Source organism: Allobosea sp. TAB14 (assembly GCF_052113865.1).
GTDB classification, from domain to species: domain Bacteria; phylum Pseudomonadota; class Alphaproteobacteria; order Rhizobiales; family Beijerinckiaceae; genus Allobosea; species Allobosea spartocytisi.
This window is the reverse complement of sequence record NZ_JBFRDQ010000124.1, coordinates 1-16,699: the sequence shown is the minus strand read 5'-3', so window position 1 is coordinate 16,699 and position 16,699 is coordinate 1. Positions and strand designations below refer to the sequence as shown.

Sequence of the window (16,699 nt, the reverse complement as noted above, 5' to 3'; positions counted from 1 at the left end):
GCGTCGAGCTGTTCAACTGCCTGCTCGGCGCGGTGGTGGTGTCGTTCCTCGCCTGGCATGTCGCGTCGCTGGCGCTGCAATCGCGCGAATTCAACGATGTCAGCCCGGGCCTGCTCGCCATGCCCTTCTGGATTCCGCAGGCCGGCGTTGCGGTGGGCGTGACGGCGCTCGCGATTGCCTTCATCGACGAACTCTTCTGGCTCATCGGCGGCGGCGAGCACCGCTACGAGACGCCCGACGAGGTCGAGCTCGACCGGCCGGTGGCATAGGGGCCAATGATGGATACGATCGTTCTCGCCTCGCTGGTCCTCGCCGGGACCCTGCTCCTGCTGCTCGCCAGCGGGGTCTGGGTGGCGCTCTCGCTCCTGACCGTCGGCATGGTAATGATGGGGCTCTTCACCACCGCGCCGATGGGCTCGCTCATCGCCTCGACGCTCTGGGATTCGAGCTGGGGCTGGGCGCTGACCTCGCTGCCGCTCTTCATCTGGATGGGCGAGATCCTGTTCCGCTCGAAATTGTCGGCCGACATGTTCCAGGGGCTGGCGCCCTGGGTGTCGCGGCTGCCGGGCCGGCTGCTCCACGTCAACGTGCTCGGCTGCGGCATCATGGCGGCGGTCGCCGGCTCCTCTGCCGTGACCTGCGCCACCATCGGCCGCATCAGCGTGCCGGAACTGCAGAAGCGGAACTATCCGCTCAACATGACCATCGGCACGCTCGCCGGCTCCGGCACGCTCGGCCTGCTGATCCCACCCTCGATCATCATGATCGTCTATGGCGTCACGGCCGAGGTCTCGATTGCCCGGCTGTTCATCGCCGGCGTGCTGCCCGGCCTGCTGCTGATGGCGCTGTTCATGGGCTATACGGCGATCTGGAGCCTGCTCAACCCTGAGAAGATGCCGCCTGCCGAGCCGGCGGTGCCGTTCCTGGAGAAGGTCTACCGCTCGCGCCGGCTGATCCCCGTGGCGCTGCTGATCGGCTCGGTCGTTGGCTCGATCTATGGCGGTATCGCCACGCCGACCGAGGCCGCGACCATCGGCGTGATCGGGGCGCTGATCCTGGCGGCGGTCGGCGGCGGTCTGACGCGCGCGAGCTTCATGGACGGGCTGATGGCGGCCATGCGGACCTCCTGCATGATCTCCTTCATCATCGCCTGCGCCGCTTGCCTGACCATCGCCGTCGCCTTCGTCGATATTCCCCGCTCGCTGGCGGGCTGGGTCGATGCCATGCATCTGTCGCCCTATGCGCTGCTGGCGGTGCTCGCGGTCTTCATGCTGATCCTGGGCTGCTTCCTCGAAGGCATCTCGATCATCGTGCTGACCTCGTCCGTGATGCTGCCGACGGTGCAGGCGGCCGGCATCGACCTGCTCTGGTTCGGCATCTTCGTGGTGATTCTGATCGAGGCGGCGCAGATCACCCCGCCGGTGGGCTTCAACCTCTTCGTGCTGCAGAGCATCACCGGAAAGGACATCCTGACGGTCACGAAGGCGGCGATCCCCTATTTCTTCGTGCTGATGCTGCTGCTGGTGCTGATCACGCTGTTCCCGCAGATCGTCACGGCGCTGCCGAAGATGATGACGGGGTAGGGGCAAGCCCTGTCCGCTTCCAGCGCCGGCCGGATCGGCCGGCGCTGGGCGCCTTCAATCGAATTCCTTGCGGAACTTCTCGCTCACGGTCGTGGCCGAACGGAAACGCCCGATCGMGAASGGCTCCAGCGGYGTCKGCGYCGCSCCGTCSASGATCATCTCGCTGAGGCATARKCCSACGCCGGGSCCGATCTGGAAGCCGTGGCCGCAGAAGCCGAAGGCRTGGAASAGCCCGGSSGTCGTCTCGCTCGGSCCGATSACCGGGATCATGTCGGGCAGATAGGCCTCGATGCCGGACCAGACGCGGATGACATGGCACTGCGCCAGCATCGGCGCGACGCGCGCGAGCGCCTTCATCGCCGCCAGCGTCTTCAGAGGGGGCACCGGCGCTCGGTTGGCCTGCGCATCGGCCGCCGTGCGCGGATAGCCGGCGAGGATGATGTTGCCGCGCGGGATCTGGCGGAAGATCACCGAGCCGTCGATGGCCTGCACGGACGGGCCGATCAGGTAGGGAAACGGCTCGGTCACGAATTGCGGCGGGCCGGCGGGGAAGACCGGAGCCGTCTCGCCGAAGCGCTCGGCGATCTCCAGCGCCCAGGCGCCGGCGCTGTTGACGAGCGTGCCGCAGCTCAGTGTGGCTCCATCCGCCAGGGTCAGCGTGAAGCCGTTCCCCGAACGATCGACCGCGGCGACGCGCGTGTTCTCGCGGATATCGACGCCGAGCCGCGCGGCGGCGCGGGCCACGGCGGGCGTGACGAGGCGCGGATTGGCCGTGGCGTCGCGGGCCGAGAAGGTCGCGGCGACGGCCCGCTCGCCGAGCCAGGGCCAGCGCCGCCCGAGATCGGCGGGGCCGACGCGCTCGATGGCGAGGCCGTAGGATTCGGAGACCTTGGCGTAGCCTTCGAGCCTGGCGTGCTCCTCTTCGTCATAGGCGAGATAGAGGTGCCCGGTCTGCTCGAATTCGCAATCCTCGCCGATCAGCGCGTCGAAATCCTCCCAGAGCGCCTGCGACCGCAGCGACAGCGGATACTGGCCGGGAAAGCGTCCCTGAAGGCGCAGATTGCCGAAATTGACCCCGCTCGACTGCGCGCCGACGACGCCTTTTTCGATCAGGGTGACGCGCTGGCCGCGCCGGGCGAGGAAGAAGGCGGTCCAGGCGCCGATCAGCCCGCCGCCGACGATGGCGACATCCGTGCTGCGGCCGCTCATGCGACGTCCCCGGCTGCCGCGAGTGCGATCGGCTTGACCGGGGCCTGGCCGCGCAACCGCCCGGCGGCGGCGCCGTCGCCCCCGGCCTTTGCCGCGACGATCTCCTGCAAGGCGGGGCCGCAGACGCGGCCCTGGCAACGGCCCATCCCGCAGCGCGTCATCGCCTTGACCCGGTTGACCTCGACCGGGCCGAGTTCCTTCGCCATCGCCGCGCGCACCTCGCCGACCGTCACATTTTCGCAGCGGCAGAGCGTCACCGCATCCGGCAAGGCGGCGATCTGCGCCTTCGGCCAGGCGAAGGCGCGCGCCAGCCCGCGCTGGAAGCCGCGCAGCCGCTGGACCTGCCGGGCCAGTGCTCTCGTCGCCTCGATGTCCTGCGCCCGGCCGAGATCGGCGATGATCGCGTGGGCGGCGAGCGCGCCGCTGGCCTCGGCGGCATCGGCGCCGCCGATCCGCACACCGTCGCCGGCGAGATAGAGCCCCGGCCGCGCCCGGCCCATGCCGTCGATCCTGGGCAGGAACAGCCTGAAGTCGGCGTCATAGGCAAAGGCGGCCCCGGCGAGGTCCGCAAGCTGCGTCTCCGGCTTCAGCCCATAGCCGAGCGCCACCGCGTCGCATGCGAAGCGGCGCTCGCGCCCCCCGGCATCGCGCAGGACCAGCGCCTCGACATGGGTGCTCCCTTCGACCGCGACGGGCGTCACCCCATGCAGCATCTCGGTCCCAGCCCGCAGCGAGGCGCCCATATACCAGAGCCCACGGAACAGCGTGCGCGGCGCCCGCAGCAGCGTAGGCGTTGCCGCCGCTTTGGCGGCGAACGGCGTCGTATCGGCGATCACCGCGATCTCGGCGCCCATGTCGCGATATTGCTTGGCGGCCAGCGCCAGCAGCGGCGAGGAGCCGAGAAACGCGACGCGGTTCCCGATCAGGCAGCCCTGATCCTTCAGAACGGCCTGCGCGCCGCCGAGCGTGAACACGCCGGGCAGGGTCCAGCCGGGCAGCGGTGCGATGCGGTCCATCGCCCCCGTGGCGATCAGGAGCTTGTCGAAGGCGAGCGTCTCGGTCCGCCCGTCGCGCAACAGGTGCAGCGTATTCCCGTCGATAGCCCAGACCAGGATGCCGGGACGATAGTCGATGCGCGGCAGCAGGGCTCGGAAGCGCCGGTGGAGCGAAGCGTATTTCGTCGCCTCCGACCCCATCAACCTGTTCATGTCGAGGGCGAGATTCTCGGCCGGCCGGCGATAGCCCTGGCCGCCGGCCCGCGCGCCTTCGTCGATGAGGACGGGTTTCAGGCCCTCCGCGCAAAGCACTTCGGCTGCGCCGATGCCGGCCGGGCCGGCGCCGACGATGACGATGTCAGCCATGATTGCGGTCCATGGGCTGGCTGTCGATCGGAGGCTGCGGCTCGGTGAACAGCACCATCCCGTCGGCGACGGGCGTGGTGCAGGCCCTGATCCGGCCGCCTTCCGCACTCCAGACCCAGCAATCCTGGCAGGCACCCATCAGGCAGAAGCCGGCGCGCGGCTCGCCGCCGAATTCGCGCTTGAGCAGCGCGCTCGCAGATCAGACSCGCGARATSGCGTGCGCGGTGGCGATGACSAGSGAGGAAAASCGSKRGACSACCTCSGCATGGCTRWAGCGCGAGGTCGASGTGGCGATGTTSACGGCKGCCTCGGGMCGGCCGTGATGRTCGACGATCRSYGCGGCGATCGAGGCRTCGCCGAKATAGACCTCCTCGAAGGCCGTGGCGTAGCCTTGCGCCGCGGCCTGGCGCAGCTTCTCGCGCAGCGCGTCACGCTGCCACGTCGTCGAGGGGGTGTGCGCCTTGAGGTCCGAGGCGTCGATGATCGCCATCGCCTCTTCTTCCGGCAGGCGCGACAGCATCGCAATGCCCGGCGCCGTGCAATAGGCGGGCATCCGCGTGCCGATGATGACGTCGGTGTTCAGCACATGCCGGCTGAGAAAGCGCGAGACGAAGATGATCTCCGTGCCGTCCCGCACCGTCAGGTTGACCGTCTCCTCGGTCTCCTTGCTCAGATGCATCAGATAGGGCATCGCCCGGTCGAGCAGGCGGCTGCTGCGCACGAAATGGTAGCCGAGATCGAGCGTCTTCGCGGTCAGCTCGAAGCGCTTGGTCTGCGCATCCTTATGGAGATAGCCGAGCCTGGTGAGGGTGTGGGTGAAGCGCTGCGCGGCGCTGACATCCATGCCGGTCTCGGACGCCACCTGCGACAGGTTGAGCGTCTGGTGCTGGCGGCCGAAGGCGGACAGCACCCGGAATGCCTTCTCGACTGAATTGACCATCAGCGCATCGTCCTTGCGCCCCGGCCGGTCGGCTGGCGGTGCCGCGCTCTTGCGGCCGTTTTGTCGCGTCTCGGGCATCGTCATCGGACCTGCTCTCCTCGCTCGATCAATGGCCGTGGCCGGCTGCCTTGACAAGCTGGGCCATTCGCGCAGAATGTTCAATAGAATTTATCGCATTGTGATAAATAGCCATCGGAGGGCGGTATGAAGGATTCAGTTCTGATCGAGGTGCGCGGTGCTGTCGGCATCGTGACCCTCAACCGCCCGCAGGTTCTCAATGCCTGGAACGCGCCGATGCGCGCGCGGCTGGTCGAGTGCTTCGACGAGCTGGAGGCGAACGAGGCGGTGCGCGCCATCGTCCTCACCGGGGCAGGCGACCGCGCCTTCGGCGCCGGCCAGGACCTCAACGAGACCAAGACCTTCGATCCGGACCGGGCCGAGGCCTGGATGCATGAATGGGAGCGTCTCTACGATCGTATCCGCTCGCTCTCGAAGCCGCTGATCGCGGCGCTGAACGGCGTCGCCGCGGGCTCGGCCTTCCAGGTCGCGCTGCTCTGCGACCTGCGCATCGGCCATGACGGCGTCACCATGGGCCAGCCCGAGATCAATTCCGGCATCGCCTCGGTGACCGGTCCCTGGATCATGAAGGAGATGATCGGCATCGCCCGCACCATCGACCTCACCCTGACGGGCCGGATGATGGATGCCGAGGAATCGTTCCGCATCGGCCTGATCAACCGGATCGTGCCGAAGGAGAAGGTCATGGAAGCCTCGCTCGCCCTGGCGGAAGAGCTCGCCGCCAAGGCGCCCGTCGCCATGCGGCTCAACAAGGCCCGCTTCCGCGAGGTGACCGAGGCGAGCTTCCGCGAGTGCCTGGCCGCCGGCATCCGCACCCAGCGCGAAGCCTACGCCACCGGCGAGCCGGCGCGGATGATGGAGGCGTTTCTCGCCCAGCGAGCGGCACGCAAAAGCGCCTGAAACTCAGAGCGCCTGACGATCTGATCACCCACGGGGAAATGCGGAAAACCGCTTGAAGGGGAGAAGACGATGACGAGCAGAACCACGAATCCGACGAGGCGTACCCTGCTGCAACTGGCCGGCGGCGTCGCCGCCGGAGCGGTCGCCGCGCCCTATCTCATCGGTACGGCGCGCGCCGCGACGCAGATCACCGTCGCCGATCCCGGYGGKCCGTTCGGSCCSGCYTTCCGCAAGGCCTTTTACGAYCCSTTCGARAAGGCGACCGGCAACAAGGTCGTCAACGTCGCCCGCGAGGCCGAGCCGACCGCGCAGTTCAAGGCGATGGTCGAGACCAAGTCCTATACCTGGGACGTGTGCACGCTGACCTTGTCGGCGCGCGACATCCTGAAGGCGCAAGGCCTGCTCGAYCCGATCGGCTTYKCGCATGCCGATGTGCCCARGCTGATGCCGGARGCGATCTCGCCCGAGTTCATGGGYACGGAYGTCTATTCGACGATCTTCGCCTACCGSACCGACMRGGTGAAGAACGCCCCGGCGAGCTGGACCGACTTCTTCAATGTCGAGAAGTTCCCGGGTCGCCGCTCGATGCGCAAGAACCCGATCGACAGCATCGAGCAGGCGCTGCTTGCCGACGGCGTGCCGCTCGACAAGCTTTATCCGCTCGATGTCGAGCGTGCCTTCAAGGTCCTCGACAAGATCAAGCCGCATATCGCGGTCTGGTGGACGGGCGGCGCCCAGTCGACGCAGCTTCTGCAAAGCGGCGAGGTCGACATGACCACCGGCTGGAACGCCCGCCTTCAGGCTGCCATCGACGGCGGCGCGCCGGCCAAGATCATCTGGAATCAGGGACTCTACTCGATTGAGGGCTGGGGTCTGCCCAAGGGCGGTCCGAAGGCCGAGGTGGCGCGCCAGTTCATCCGCTTCTGCTCCGACCCGAAGCAGCAGGCGGTCTATACCGAGGCGCTGGCCTATGGCCCGACCAATCTGGACGCCTACCAGACGATCTCGCCTGAACGCGCTAAGCTGCTGCCGACCTCGCCGGAAAACCTGAAGCAGATGGCGATCGCCAATGAGAGCTGGTGGAGCGAGAATCGCGCCAAGGTCACCGAGCGCTTCAATTCCTGGCTCCTGACCTGATGGCGATGGCGACGAGCGCCGGRATGACCGTGACCGAAGCAAAACCGGCGAAGCTCGTGGTCGAAGGGCTGTGCAAGCGCTACGGCGCGACCACGGCCCTCGAGCCGAGCTCTCTCAGCGTTGCCGAGGGCGAGTTCCTGACCTTGCTGGGGCCTTCGGGCTCCGGCAAGACCACCTTGCTCCAGCTCATCTGCGGGCTGGTCGAGGTGAGCGAGGGCAGGGTGGTCATCGACGGCCGCGACCAGTCGGCGACGCCCGTCCACCAGCGCGATATCGGCCTCGTCTTCCAGCATTACGCGCTGTTCCCGCACCTCACCGTGGCGGAGAACATCGCCTTCCCGCTCAAGATGCGCGGGCGCCCAGGCGCGGAGGTCGCCAAGCGCGTCTCCGATGCGCTGGCGATGGTGCATCTCGGCCATCTCGCCGGGCGTTTTCCCCGCGAGCTCTCCGGCGGCCAGCAGCAGCGCGTCGCGCTGGCACGCTGCTTCGTCTACCAGCCCTCGATCATCCTGATGGACGAGCCGCTCGGCGCGCTCGACAAGAAGCTGCGCGAGCACATGCAGATCGAGATCAAGCGGCTGCATCGCGAGAGCGGCTCGACCATCGTCTATGTCACGCATGATCAGGAGGAGGCGCTCGCGATGTCCGACCGCATCTGCCTGATGAACCACGCGAAGATCGAGCAGCTCGGCACGCCGCGGGAGATCTATGAGCGCCCGCGCACGGCCTTCGCCGCCGATTTCATCGGAATCTCCAACATCTTCCGCGGGCGCTGGGACGGCAACGGCTCGCTCGAAACCGCGCATGGCCGTTTCGCCCTGCCCAGCGGCGCGCATTGCGAGAGCCGGGACGCGGCCCTCGTGATCCGGCCCGAGAACCTGCGCCTCGGCGCGCAGGACGGCAACGCCGTGAACGGGCGCGTCAGCGAGATCGTCTATGCCGGCTCGGAGACGCGCGTCATCGCGGCGCTCGAGGACGGCAGCCAGCTCGTGCTGCGCCTCGGCCCCGACGATGCGGTGCCGGCCATCGACGAGGCGATCGTCGCCGGCTGGCCGCGCGACAAGGCGGTGCTGGTCGCATGAGCGCGGTGAGCGTCACGAGCGCGCCGGCGCGTGCGGGCAGGCTGCGCCTCAACGCGCTCTGGCTGGCGGTGCCCGGCGTCCTGTTCCTCGCGGTCTTCTTCGTCTGGCCGGTGGCGCAGCTTCTGGGCCTGAGCGTCGTCGATCCGGACAATGGAGCCTTTACGGCGAGCTCCTATCAGCGCATTGCAGCGACCGACGTCTATCTGCGCGTGCTCGGCATCACCTTCCGCATCGCCGGCTGGACGGCGCTGTGGTCGCTGCTGATCGGCTATCCGCTCGCCTATTGGCTGGCGCGCCTGCCCGACATGTTCCGCGGCCGCATGCTGCTCTTCGTCATGGTGCCGTTCTGGACGAGCTATCTCGTCAAGACCTTCGCCTGGATGCTGATCCTCGGACGCAGCGGCGTGATCAATTCCCTGCTGACCGGCGCGCATGTCGTCGACCAGCCGCTGTCGCTGATCAACAACCAGTTCGGCGTCATGGTCGGCATGGTSCAYGCSATGGTGCCGCTGGCGGTGATGACCATGCTSCCGGTGATGRCCGGMATCGACCGGCGSCTCGTCCAGGCGGCGCAGACGCTSGGSGCMGCGCCKGCRCGCGCCTTCTGGCTGGTCTATTTCAAGCTCTCGCTGCCSGGCGTSGCSGCGGCSGGCCTGCTCGTCTTCATYTCCTCGCTCGGCTTCTTCATCGTGCCGGCCTTCCTCGGCGGGCGGCAGGAGACCATGCTGGCGCAGCTCATCATCACGCAGGTGCWGGAGCTGCTGAACTGGTCCTTYGCCGGSGCRCTCTCGGCGATGATGCTGKTGGCRGCSCTGGTYTCCTGCSTCGTCTACGACCGGATCTTCGGGCTCTCGACCATCGCCGGCGGCTCCGGGCAGGTCGGCACCGGCCGTATCCGCGATCTCGGCCTGGCGATCCTCTCCCTCATCGCGGTGGCTGCGGCTCGCCTCGGAGCGGTCACGCGATCCCTGCTCGGCAAGCGCGTCTGCGCGATGCTGCTGCCTGGCTTCTGCTGGCTCGTCATCGCCTTTCTGGTGCTGCCGACGCTGCTCGTCATTCCGCTCGCCTTCACCTCCTCCCAGTTCCTGGAATTCCCGCCGCCGGGCTACGGGCTGAGCTGGTTCCGGACCTATTTCGAATCGCCGCTCTGGATCCAGGCGACGATCCGCTCCTTCGCGGTCGCCTTCGTCACGGCACTCGCGGCGACGGCGATCGGCGGCTTCGCGGCGCTGGCGCTGGCGAACAGCCGCACCCGCTGGGCCGGGCTGATCTTCGCCTTCTTCCTCGCCCCGATGATCGTGCCGCGCATCGTCATCGCCGTCGGGCTGTTCTATCTCTTCGCCCGGCTGGGGCTGATCGCGACCGATCTCGGCCTCGTCATCGGCCATACCGTGCTGGCGATCCCCTTCACGCTGGTCACCATCGCCGCCGTGCTGAAGACCTATGACCAGCGCCTCGACCAGGCGGCGGCGACCCTCGGCGCGAACCGGGTGCGGACGCTGACAGGCGTCACCATCCCGCTGGTCAAGGGCGGCCTCGTCGCAGCCTTTCTCTTCGCCTTCATCACCTCCTTCGACGAATTGACCATCGCGATCTTCGTCTCCGGCGGCATCAAGACGACGCTGCCGAAGCAGATGTGGGACGACATGATCCTGCAGCTCAACCCGACGCTCGCGGCCGTCTCGGTGGTCGTCTTCATCGTGGTGACGGCGATGCTGCTCATCGCGGAACGCTTCCGCTCCTCTTCCCGACTCGACTGAACCGACGACGATGACCTCCTTCGACGACGCTGGCTTCGTGAGCCTTCTGACGACACGCGCTGCGACCGAACCGGAGCGCGTCTATGCGCGCTTCTGCGGCGAGCCCGTGACCTATGCCGAGGTCGAGCGGCGCTCGGCCGCTTTCGCCGCGCATCTGAGGACTCGGGGCATCGGTGCCGGCGACCGGGTCGCCGTGATGATGCGCAATTCGATCGCGACCATCGCGGTGGTCTTCGGGCTCGCGCGGGCCGGCGTCGCCTGGGTTCCGGTCAACGCGCAGCAGCGTGGCGAGGGTTTGCGCTACTTGCTCACGCATTCGCGGCCGCGTCTCGTCGTCGCCGATGCGGAGCTGGCGCCGCAGATCGCCGAGGCGATGGCCTCCGAGGCGGAGTTGCCGCTCCTCGCCCATGCGCCGGGCGGAGAGCTCGACGCCGTCCTGTCCCGGCAGGAGCGCTTCGTGGAGCCGGCCCCGTCGGCGGATGTGGTCTTCGCGATCATGTACACCTCCGGCACGACCGGGCGGCCCAAGGGCGTGATCGTCTCGCACCGCATGCTGCGGCTGGCGGCCGAGAGCGTGGTGCGGCTCTCCGATGCTGGGCCTGGCGATGTTTTCTTCGTCTGGGAGCCGCTCTACCATATCGGCGGCGCCCAGCTTCTGCCCCTGCCGATGATCAGCGGCATCACGCTCGCCATGGTCGAGCGCTTCAGCGCCAGCCGCTTCTGGGATCAGGTCCGGGCGGAGGGGGCGAGCCATATTCACTATCTCGGCGGCATCCTGCAGATCCTGCTGAAGCAGCCGCCGTCGCCGCGCGACCGCGAGCACGGCGTGCGCATCGCCTGGGGGGGCGGCTGCCCGGCCGACATCTGGCCGGCGTTCCGAGACCGCTTCGGCATCGATATCCGCGAATGCTACGGCATGACGGAAGCTTCCAGCCTGACGACCTGCAACGTGACCGGCGTCGTCGGTTCGGTGGGGACGCCGATGCCATGGTTCACGGTGAAGCTGAGGGATGCCGAGGGCAGGGCGGTGGCCACGGGCGCCCGCGGCGAGATCGTCATCGAGACCAGCATCCCCGGCGCGATCTTCCCGGGCTATCTCGACAATCCCGAGGCGACCGCGAAGGCCCTGCGCGCGGACGGCTTCCACACCGGCGATCTCGGCTCCCTCGACGCTGATGGCAACCTCTACTTCCACGGCCGCATGACCGACAGCGTGCGCTGCCGGGGCGAGAACGTCTCGGCCTGGGAGGTCGAGCATGTCGCGGCCGAGCATGAGGCGGTCGAGGATTGCGCTATGATCGGCGTCGCCGCCGATGTCGGCGAGCAGGACATCAAGCTCTTCGTCAAGCCGCGCGATGGCGTGATCATCGATCCGCAGGCCTTGTCCGGCTGGCTCGGTCAGCGCCTCGCCCCCTACCAGAACCCGCGCTACATCGCCGTCGTCGACGAATTCGAGCGCACGGCGAGCCAGCGCATCATGAAGCACAAGCTCTCGCCTCGGCTCGATGATTGCTGGGACCGCGCGGCGATGGCGACGGGGCGCTGACATGGCCGGCTGTGACATCCTCATCTCCGGCACCGGCGGCTTCGCCGCGCGCATCGCCTTCGACATCGCCGCGACGGCGGACGAGGCCGTCGCGGTCGTCATCGCCGGCCGCAACCGCGAGCGGCTTAACTGGCTGCGCACGGCCGCCAACGCCCGCGCCGCCTTGTTCGGCAAGAAGGCGCGCTTCACCACCCATGCGGTCGATCTGCTCGCCCCGAACGCCTCGGACGAGATGCTCGCGGCGACCGGCCCGCGCATCGTCGTGCAGGCCGCCTCGATCCAGACCTCGCAGGTCATCGCCCAGACCGGCAACGCCTGGACGCAGCTTGTCGCCGAAGGCGGCCTGAGCGCCACGGCGGTCTTCCAGGCGCTGCTCTCCTCCCGCGTCGCCGCGGCGATCACGCGCAGCGGCAGGGCGGTCACGCTGGTCAATTGCGGCTTCCCCGACGTGGTCAACGGCATGATCCGCGCGCTGGGGCATGACGTCGCCTGCGGCATGGGCAATGTCGCGATCTTGTCGAACGTCTTCGCTGGCTCGGCCGCCACGCCTCTGGGGGCCGAGGTCAAGGTCCTCGCCCATTATCAGAATCTCGCAGCCTGGCGCCGACGGCCGGAGGAGCGGGGCGGGCGGCCGCCGCGCGTCTGGCTCGACGGTACGGAGGTCGGTGACGTCTACGCGCGCTTCGCCGATATCCAGCTCACGCCGGAGCCGGTCATCGAGATATCCGGGGCGAGCGGTGTGCCCATGCTGCTCGCCATGGCTTCCGGCCGCGTCTGGCACGGGCATGTACCGGGGCCGAACGGCCTGCCGGGCGGCTACCCGGTCCGGCTGACGACGGATGGCGTCCTCGAACTCGACCTTCCCGCCGGATTGTCGGAAGCCGAGGCCGTGGCCTGGAACGCCTCCTTCGAGGCGCAGAACGGCCTCGTCGTCTCGCCCGAAGGCCGGATCGGTTTCACCGGCATCCTCGGCGCCAGGCTCGGCGAGCATCTTCCGGCTCTGCGCGAGGGCTTCGCGGTGCGGGATCTGGAAGCGGTCTGCGAGGAGCTGCTCCGCCTGCGCGATAGGTTGATGGGGCAGCCGCAGGGTTAGAGCCTGCTGCGTTTTCATCGAAACGTGGGTCATCCCGGCCGCAGCGAAGCGGAGAGCCGGATCCATGCCTGAAGCTTTGTTCGAGACGCTCTGGCATGGATCCCGGGTCAAGCGCGGGATGACGACGTGGTTCCGCGCAAAGTCAGCAGGCTTTAGCCGGGGCCTCGGAAAAGCGCTGACTCCTCAATCTTTGGCCTGCTGCACCTCCCGGATCGCGCGCCAGATCCGCGCCGGAGTGGCCGGCATGTCCAGATGCGTGACGCCGAGGGGCCGCAGCGCATCGAGGATCGCGTGGATCACGGTCTGCGGCGCGCCGATGCAGCCGGCCTGTCCCGCCCCCTTGGCGCCGAGCGGGTTGGCCTGCGTCGGCAATTCCACCATCGACAATTCGAAAGCCGGCAGGTCCATCGCGCGCGGCATGGCGTAGTCCATGAAGGTCGCGCTGAGGAGCTGGCCGCCATCGGGGTCGTAGCGGGCTTCCTCCATCAGCGCCTGGCCGATGCCCTGCGCCAGCCCGCCATGGACCTGTGCCTCGGTCAGCAAGGGGTTGATCAGCGTGCCGTAATCGTCGACGGCGACATAGCGCAGCAGGGTCACTTCGCCGGTTTGCGGGTCGACCTCGACCTCGGCGGCCTGCGCGCCGTTGGGAAAGGTGAGCGGCGCATTGCGGCGGGCGCCATGGCTGGCGAGGGGTTTGCCGGTCGTCTCCGCGACATGGCGCGCGACGCTGCCGAGATCGACTTCGCCGGCGCCCGGAGCGAGAAAGCGGCCGTTGTGGARGCTGACGGTTTCCGCTGCCGCCTGAAGCAGTTCGGCGGCTGCGGGCCTTGCCTTCTCGATCAGCGCATCGGCCGCCAGTGCCAGCGCGCCGCCGCCCATATGCAGCGAGCGGGCGCCGCCATGGCCGCCGCCGCTGGGGACGCGCGCCGTATCGCCCTGGATGAGGCGGAAACGCTCCACCGGCAGGCCGAACCGGCTCGCGAGAAGCTGGGCGAAGCTCGTCTCGTGACCCTGGCCGTTCGATTGGGTGCCGACCGTCATGTCGATGCCGCCATCGGCGCGGAACGACAGCCAGGCATCCTCGTTCGGCGCGCCGCGCGAGGTTTCCAGAAAGCAGCCGATGCCTAAGCCGCGCAGCTTGCCGCGTCGGCGTGATTCCGCCCTGCGGCGCCGGAAGCCGGCGCGGTCGGCCGCAGCCAGAACCTGGTCGAGATTGCTGCCGAAGCTGCCGCAATCGAGTACGGCGCCGAAGGGCTTGCGATAGGGGAAGCGGCGGATGAAGTTACGCTTGCGCAAGGTGGCGGAGTCGATCCGCAAGCGGTTGGCCGCCGCCTCCACCAGCCTTTCGATCAGATAGTTCGCTTCCGGCTTGCCGGCGCCGCGATAGGCGTCGATCGGGACGGTGTTGGTGAAGACGCAGCGAACATCCATCGTCATCGCGGGAATGTCGTAGAGCCCGCCCATCGCGGGCGTCGGCGCGGTGGTCGCGCTGCCCGGCCCGAGCGAGGAGACATAGGCGCCGAGATTGGCGGTGGTTTCGACCTGAAGCGCCAGGAACCGGCCCTTGGCGTCGAGGGCGAGCTTGCCGGTGGTCAGATTGTCGCGAGCATGGACGCCACCCGAGAAATCCTCGATGCGCTCGGCGAGCCAGCGCACCGGCCGGCCGAGGCGCTCGGCGGCGACGAGCACCAGCGCATATTCCGGATAGGTGACGTTCTTCATGCCGAAGCCACCGCCGACATCGGGGCAGGCGACGTCGATCCGCTCCGGAGCGATGCGCAGCACAGCCGCGAGTTCCCGGCGGATGTCGTGCACCGAGGCGCCGCTGAGCGAGAGCCGGTAGCGGCCGCTCGCCTCGTCGAAGCGCCCGAGGGCCGCCCGTGGTTCGAGTGCTGCTGCCGCGATCCGGTTGTTGACGACCCGGCAGGTCACGACATGGGCGGCCTGCGCAAAGGCGGTGGCGACGGCCGCCCCGTCGCCGAGGCGATAGCGCAGGGCGAGGTTGTCGGGCGCCTGCGGCCAGATTTCGGGAGCGTCGGGGGCGCTCGCGGCGGCGAGCTCGGTGACCGAGGGCAGGATGTCGTAATCGACCGCGATCAGCTCGCTGGCCTCGCGGGCAAGCTCGGCCGTCTCGGCCACGATGAAGGCGACGGGATCGCCGACATGGCGGACCCGTTCGCCGGCCAGAGGCGATCGGGGCGGCACGATCAGCGGCGCTTCGCCTGCGACCGCCAGCGAGCAGGGCAGGGGCGCGAGATCGGCGATCTCGGCAGCGGTGTAGACGGCATGGACGCCGGGCAGGCCCCGCGCCGCTTCGGCGTCGATGGAGAGGATCGCGGCATGGGCATGCGGCGAGCGCAGCACCATGGCGTGCAGCGCATCGGGGACGGCCTCGTCGTCGAGATAGAAGCCCTGTCCCGTCAGGAAGCGCTCATCCTCGAAACGGCGCAGCGAGCGCGGATCTGTCGGTGTCAGCGCCGGGCCGAGCGTCTCTGCCCGGTGTCCGGGAATTCTCGCATGCATCAGGCCGTCACTCTTCCGTCGCGTATCGAGGCCCGGTTTCAATTTTCGAGCCAACGACCATGGCTACCATGCAAAAGGGCGCGGCCCCAGAGGAGACCGCGCCCTTCGGCATATGAAAACCCGTTGGGGTTCGCGATGCGCTCAGCTTCCCGAGCGGCCGGCGAGCTGCGGCACGAACATGTCGCTCCACTTCGTCGGCTTCACCTTGATCGACCCGGCCTTGTGCATGAATTCGGCGAACTGCATCACGCCTTCGGGCGTGGCGGTGAAGCGGGCGTCCTTGTCCTCGATCATCTCCTGGACCTCGGCGGCGTCGATCTTCACCTTCGAGGCCTTGGCGAAGATCTCGGCSGCMARCTTCTTGTCCTTGGCGATSAGGKCGKTGGCGTCGTCCATCGCGTCGATGAAGGCCTGGGTCATCTTCGGATTGGCATCGACGAACTTCTTCGGCGCGAAGGTGACGTCAAGCGTCAGGTTGCCGAGATAGTCGACCGAGTTGAGCACGCGGTTGATGCCCGGGCTCTTCGCCTCGATGTACTGGAAGGGCGGCGAGGTGAAATGCGCCTTGATCTCGGTCTTGCCGCCGATCAGCGCGGCCAGCGCCTCCGGATGCGGCAGGCTCACCGTCATCGGGTCCATCTTGGCGTAGTTCGCGTCGCCGAACTCCTTGGCGGCGATCATCTGCAGCACGACGGCGGCAAGCGAGGTCTTGATGCCGGGCAGGGCGATCTTGTCGCTGCTGGTGAAGTCCTTGAGCGACTTCAGCTCCGGCTTGTTCGACATCAGCCACAGCGAGGTCGAGCTCATGCCGGAGACGCCGACGACCTCGACGCCCGGAATGCCCTTGGCCTTGGCCCARAGCGTGACGAAGCCCGGCGCGCCGGTGCCGGCGAAGTCGAGCGTGCCGGCCATCATCGCGTCGTTGATGACGTTGCCGCCGTCGAGCATCAGCCAGGTCACCTTGATGTCGCCGAGCCCGGCGGCCTTGGCGCGCTTCTCCAGGAACTGCTGGTCCTGCATCACGAAGAGCGGCAGATAGAGGATGCCGAAGCCCTTGGAGATGCGGACTTCCGAGACCTCGGCGCGGGCCGGGGCGGCGAGCGCGGTGCCGAGTGCGACGGCTGTGAAGGCGGCGCGCAGGATAGTCTTGAATGCCATGGGTGTTTCCCTCCGAGTGACGGCCGTTCGGCCTTGTGGAACCAGAGCATTTTCGAGYGAAGCGGATGCCGGTTCGCGTGAAGAAAATGCGATAAAGCCAGGAAAATGGAGCATTTCCACGTTTCAGAAGAAGGCGGAAATGCTCCGGGTCGTCAGTGCTGCATGCCCCAGCGCCGGATCGTCTTGCGCTCTATGGTGGCGAAGATGACGTTCTCGACGAAGAGGCCGATGAGGATCACGGTGAACAGGCCGGCGAAGACGTTCGCCGTCTCGAGCTGGTTGCGGTTCTCGAAGATGAACCAGCCGAGGCCGCCGGCGCCAGACGAAAC

Annotated in this window: 12 protein-coding genes and 3 pseudogenes; 8 read left to right on the top strand and 7 right to left on the bottom strand. The window is 68.0% G+C overall.

Going from position 1 to position 16,699, the window contains the following annotated elements; all coding sequences use genetic code 11:
* Positions 1–269, top strand: a pseudogene (locus AB4Y99_RS18490) (hypothetical protein); the annotation flags it as partial.
* Positions 270–278: 9 nt separating this feature from the next.
* The gene (locus AB4Y99_RS18485) at positions 279–1,583 is read left to right on the top strand and encodes a TRAP transporter large permease (protein WP_441524339.1); all 1,305 of its coding nucleotides are present in this window, start codon (positions 279–281) and stop codon (positions 1,581–1,583) included.
* Positions 1,584–1,637: 54 nt separating this feature from the next.
* Here the strand turns inward: AB4Y99_RS18485 and AB4Y99_RS18480 are convergent, their stop codons facing one another.
* From AB4Y99_RS18480 to AB4Y99_RS18465, 4 genes and pseudogenes are all read right to left on the bottom strand, one after another.
* Positions 1,638–2,792, bottom strand: a complete 1,155-nt coding sequence (locus tag AB4Y99_RS18480) for an NAD(P)/FAD-dependent oxidoreductase (RefSeq protein ID WP_441524338.1) — start codon at positions 2,790–2,792, stop codon at positions 1,638–1,640.
* Positions 2,789–4,153, bottom strand: a complete 1,365-nt coding sequence (locus AB4Y99_RS18475; protein WP_441524337.1) for an FAD/NAD(P)-dependent oxidoreductase — start codon at positions 4,151–4,153, stop codon at positions 2,789–2,791. The genes AB4Y99_RS18480 and AB4Y99_RS18475 overlap by 4 nt, the downstream gene beginning before the upstream one ends.
* Positions 4,146–4,352, bottom strand: a pseudogene (locus AB4Y99_RS18470) (2Fe-2S iron-sulfur cluster-binding protein); the annotation flags it as partial. The pseudogene AB4Y99_RS18470 and the gene AB4Y99_RS18475, both read right to left, overlap by 8 nt.
* Complete coding sequence (locus tag AB4Y99_RS18465) at positions 4,353–5,177, bottom strand: IclR family transcriptional regulator (RefSeq protein ID WP_441524336.1); 825 nt, start codon at positions 5,175–5,177, stop codon at positions 4,353–4,355. It abuts the pseudogene before it with no gap.
* Between the two features lie 120 nt (positions 5,178–5,297).
* On the opposite strand from AB4Y99_RS18465, the gene AB4Y99_RS18460 reads away from it, so the two are divergent.
* From AB4Y99_RS18460 to AB4Y99_RS18435, 6 genes are all read left to right on the top strand, one after another.
* Entirely contained in the window at positions 5,298–6,071 is a 774-nt protein-coding gene (locus AB4Y99_RS18460) for an enoyl-CoA hydratase/isomerase family protein (protein WP_441524335.1), read from the top strand.
* Positions 6,072–6,140: 69 nt separating this feature from the next.
* The gene (locus AB4Y99_RS18455) at positions 6,141–7,208 is read left to right on the top strand and encodes an ABC transporter substrate-binding protein (RefSeq protein WP_441524334.1); all 1,068 of its coding nucleotides are present in this window, start codon (positions 6,141–6,143) and stop codon (positions 7,206–7,208) included.
* A gap of 23 nt (positions 7,209–7,231) precedes the next feature.
* Positions 7,232–8,290, top strand: a complete 1,059-nt coding sequence (locus tag AB4Y99_RS18450) for an ABC transporter ATP-binding protein (protein WP_441524333.1) — start codon at positions 7,232–7,234, stop codon at positions 8,288–8,290.
* On the top strand, positions 8,287–10,050 hold the full coding sequence (locus AB4Y99_RS18445; RefSeq protein WP_441524332.1) for an ABC transporter permease subunit: 1,764 nt from the start codon (positions 8,287–8,289) through the stop codon (positions 10,048–10,050). Before AB4Y99_RS18450 ends, AB4Y99_RS18445 begins: the two co-directional genes overlap by 4 nt.
* A 10-nt stretch (positions 10,051–10,060) precedes the next feature.
* Positions 10,061–11,596: an AMP-binding protein gene (locus AB4Y99_RS18440; RefSeq protein ID WP_441524331.1), complete on the top strand. Its 1,536-nt coding sequence runs from the start codon at positions 10,061–10,063 to the stop codon at positions 11,594–11,596.
* 1 nt (position 11,597) lies between these two features.
* Positions 11,598–12,689, top strand: a complete 1,092-nt coding sequence (locus AB4Y99_RS18435; protein WP_441524330.1) for a hypothetical protein — start codon at positions 11,598–11,600, stop codon at positions 12,687–12,689.
* Between the two features lie 183 nt (positions 12,690–12,872).
* On the opposite strand, the gene AB4Y99_RS18430 is transcribed toward AB4Y99_RS18435, so the two are convergent.
* From AB4Y99_RS18430 to AB4Y99_RS18420, 3 genes and pseudogenes are all read right to left on the bottom strand, one after another.
* Positions 12,873–15,212, bottom strand: coding sequence for a xanthine dehydrogenase family protein molybdopterin-binding subunit (locus AB4Y99_RS18430; protein WP_441524329.1), 2,340 nt, complete (start codon positions 15,210–15,212; stop codon positions 12,873–12,875).
* A gap of 141 nt (positions 15,213–15,353) precedes the next feature.
* Positions 15,354–16,370, bottom strand: a complete 1,017-nt coding sequence (locus AB4Y99_RS18425) for an ABC transporter substrate-binding protein (RefSeq protein WP_441524328.1) — start codon at positions 16,368–16,370, stop codon at positions 15,354–15,356.
* Positions 16,371–16,522: 152 nt separating this feature from the next.
* Positions 16,523–16,699 (bottom strand): annotated as a pseudogene (locus tag AB4Y99_RS18420) (ABC transporter permease); the annotation flags it as partial.

What these genes read in the sequence shown, in the direction of transcription:
- AB4Y99_RS18460 (WP_441524335.1), top strand. Translation starts at nt 5,298, where the DNA reads ATGAAGGATTCAGTTCTGATCGAGGTGCGCGGTGCTGTCGGCATCGTG.
- AB4Y99_RS18440 (WP_441524331.1), top strand. Translation starts at nt 10,061, where the DNA reads ATGACCTCCTTCGACGACGCTGGCTTCGTGAGCCTTCTGACGACACGC.
- AB4Y99_RS18485 (WP_441524339.1), top strand. Translation starts at nt 279, where the DNA reads ATGGATACGATCGTTCTCGCCTCGCTGGTCCTCGCCGGGACCCTGCTC.
- AB4Y99_RS18475 (WP_441524337.1), bottom strand. Translation starts at nt 4,153, where the DNA reads ATGGCTGACATCGTCATCGTCGGCGCCGGCCCGGCCGGCATCGGCGCA.
- AB4Y99_RS18450 (WP_441524333.1), top strand. Translation starts at nt 7,232, where the DNA reads ATGACCGTGACCGAAGCAAAACCGGCGAAGCTCGTGGTCGAAGGGCTG.
- AB4Y99_RS18435 (WP_441524330.1), top strand. Translation starts at nt 11,598, where the DNA reads ATGGCCGGCTGTGACATCCTCATCTCCGGCACCGGCGGCTTCGCCGCG.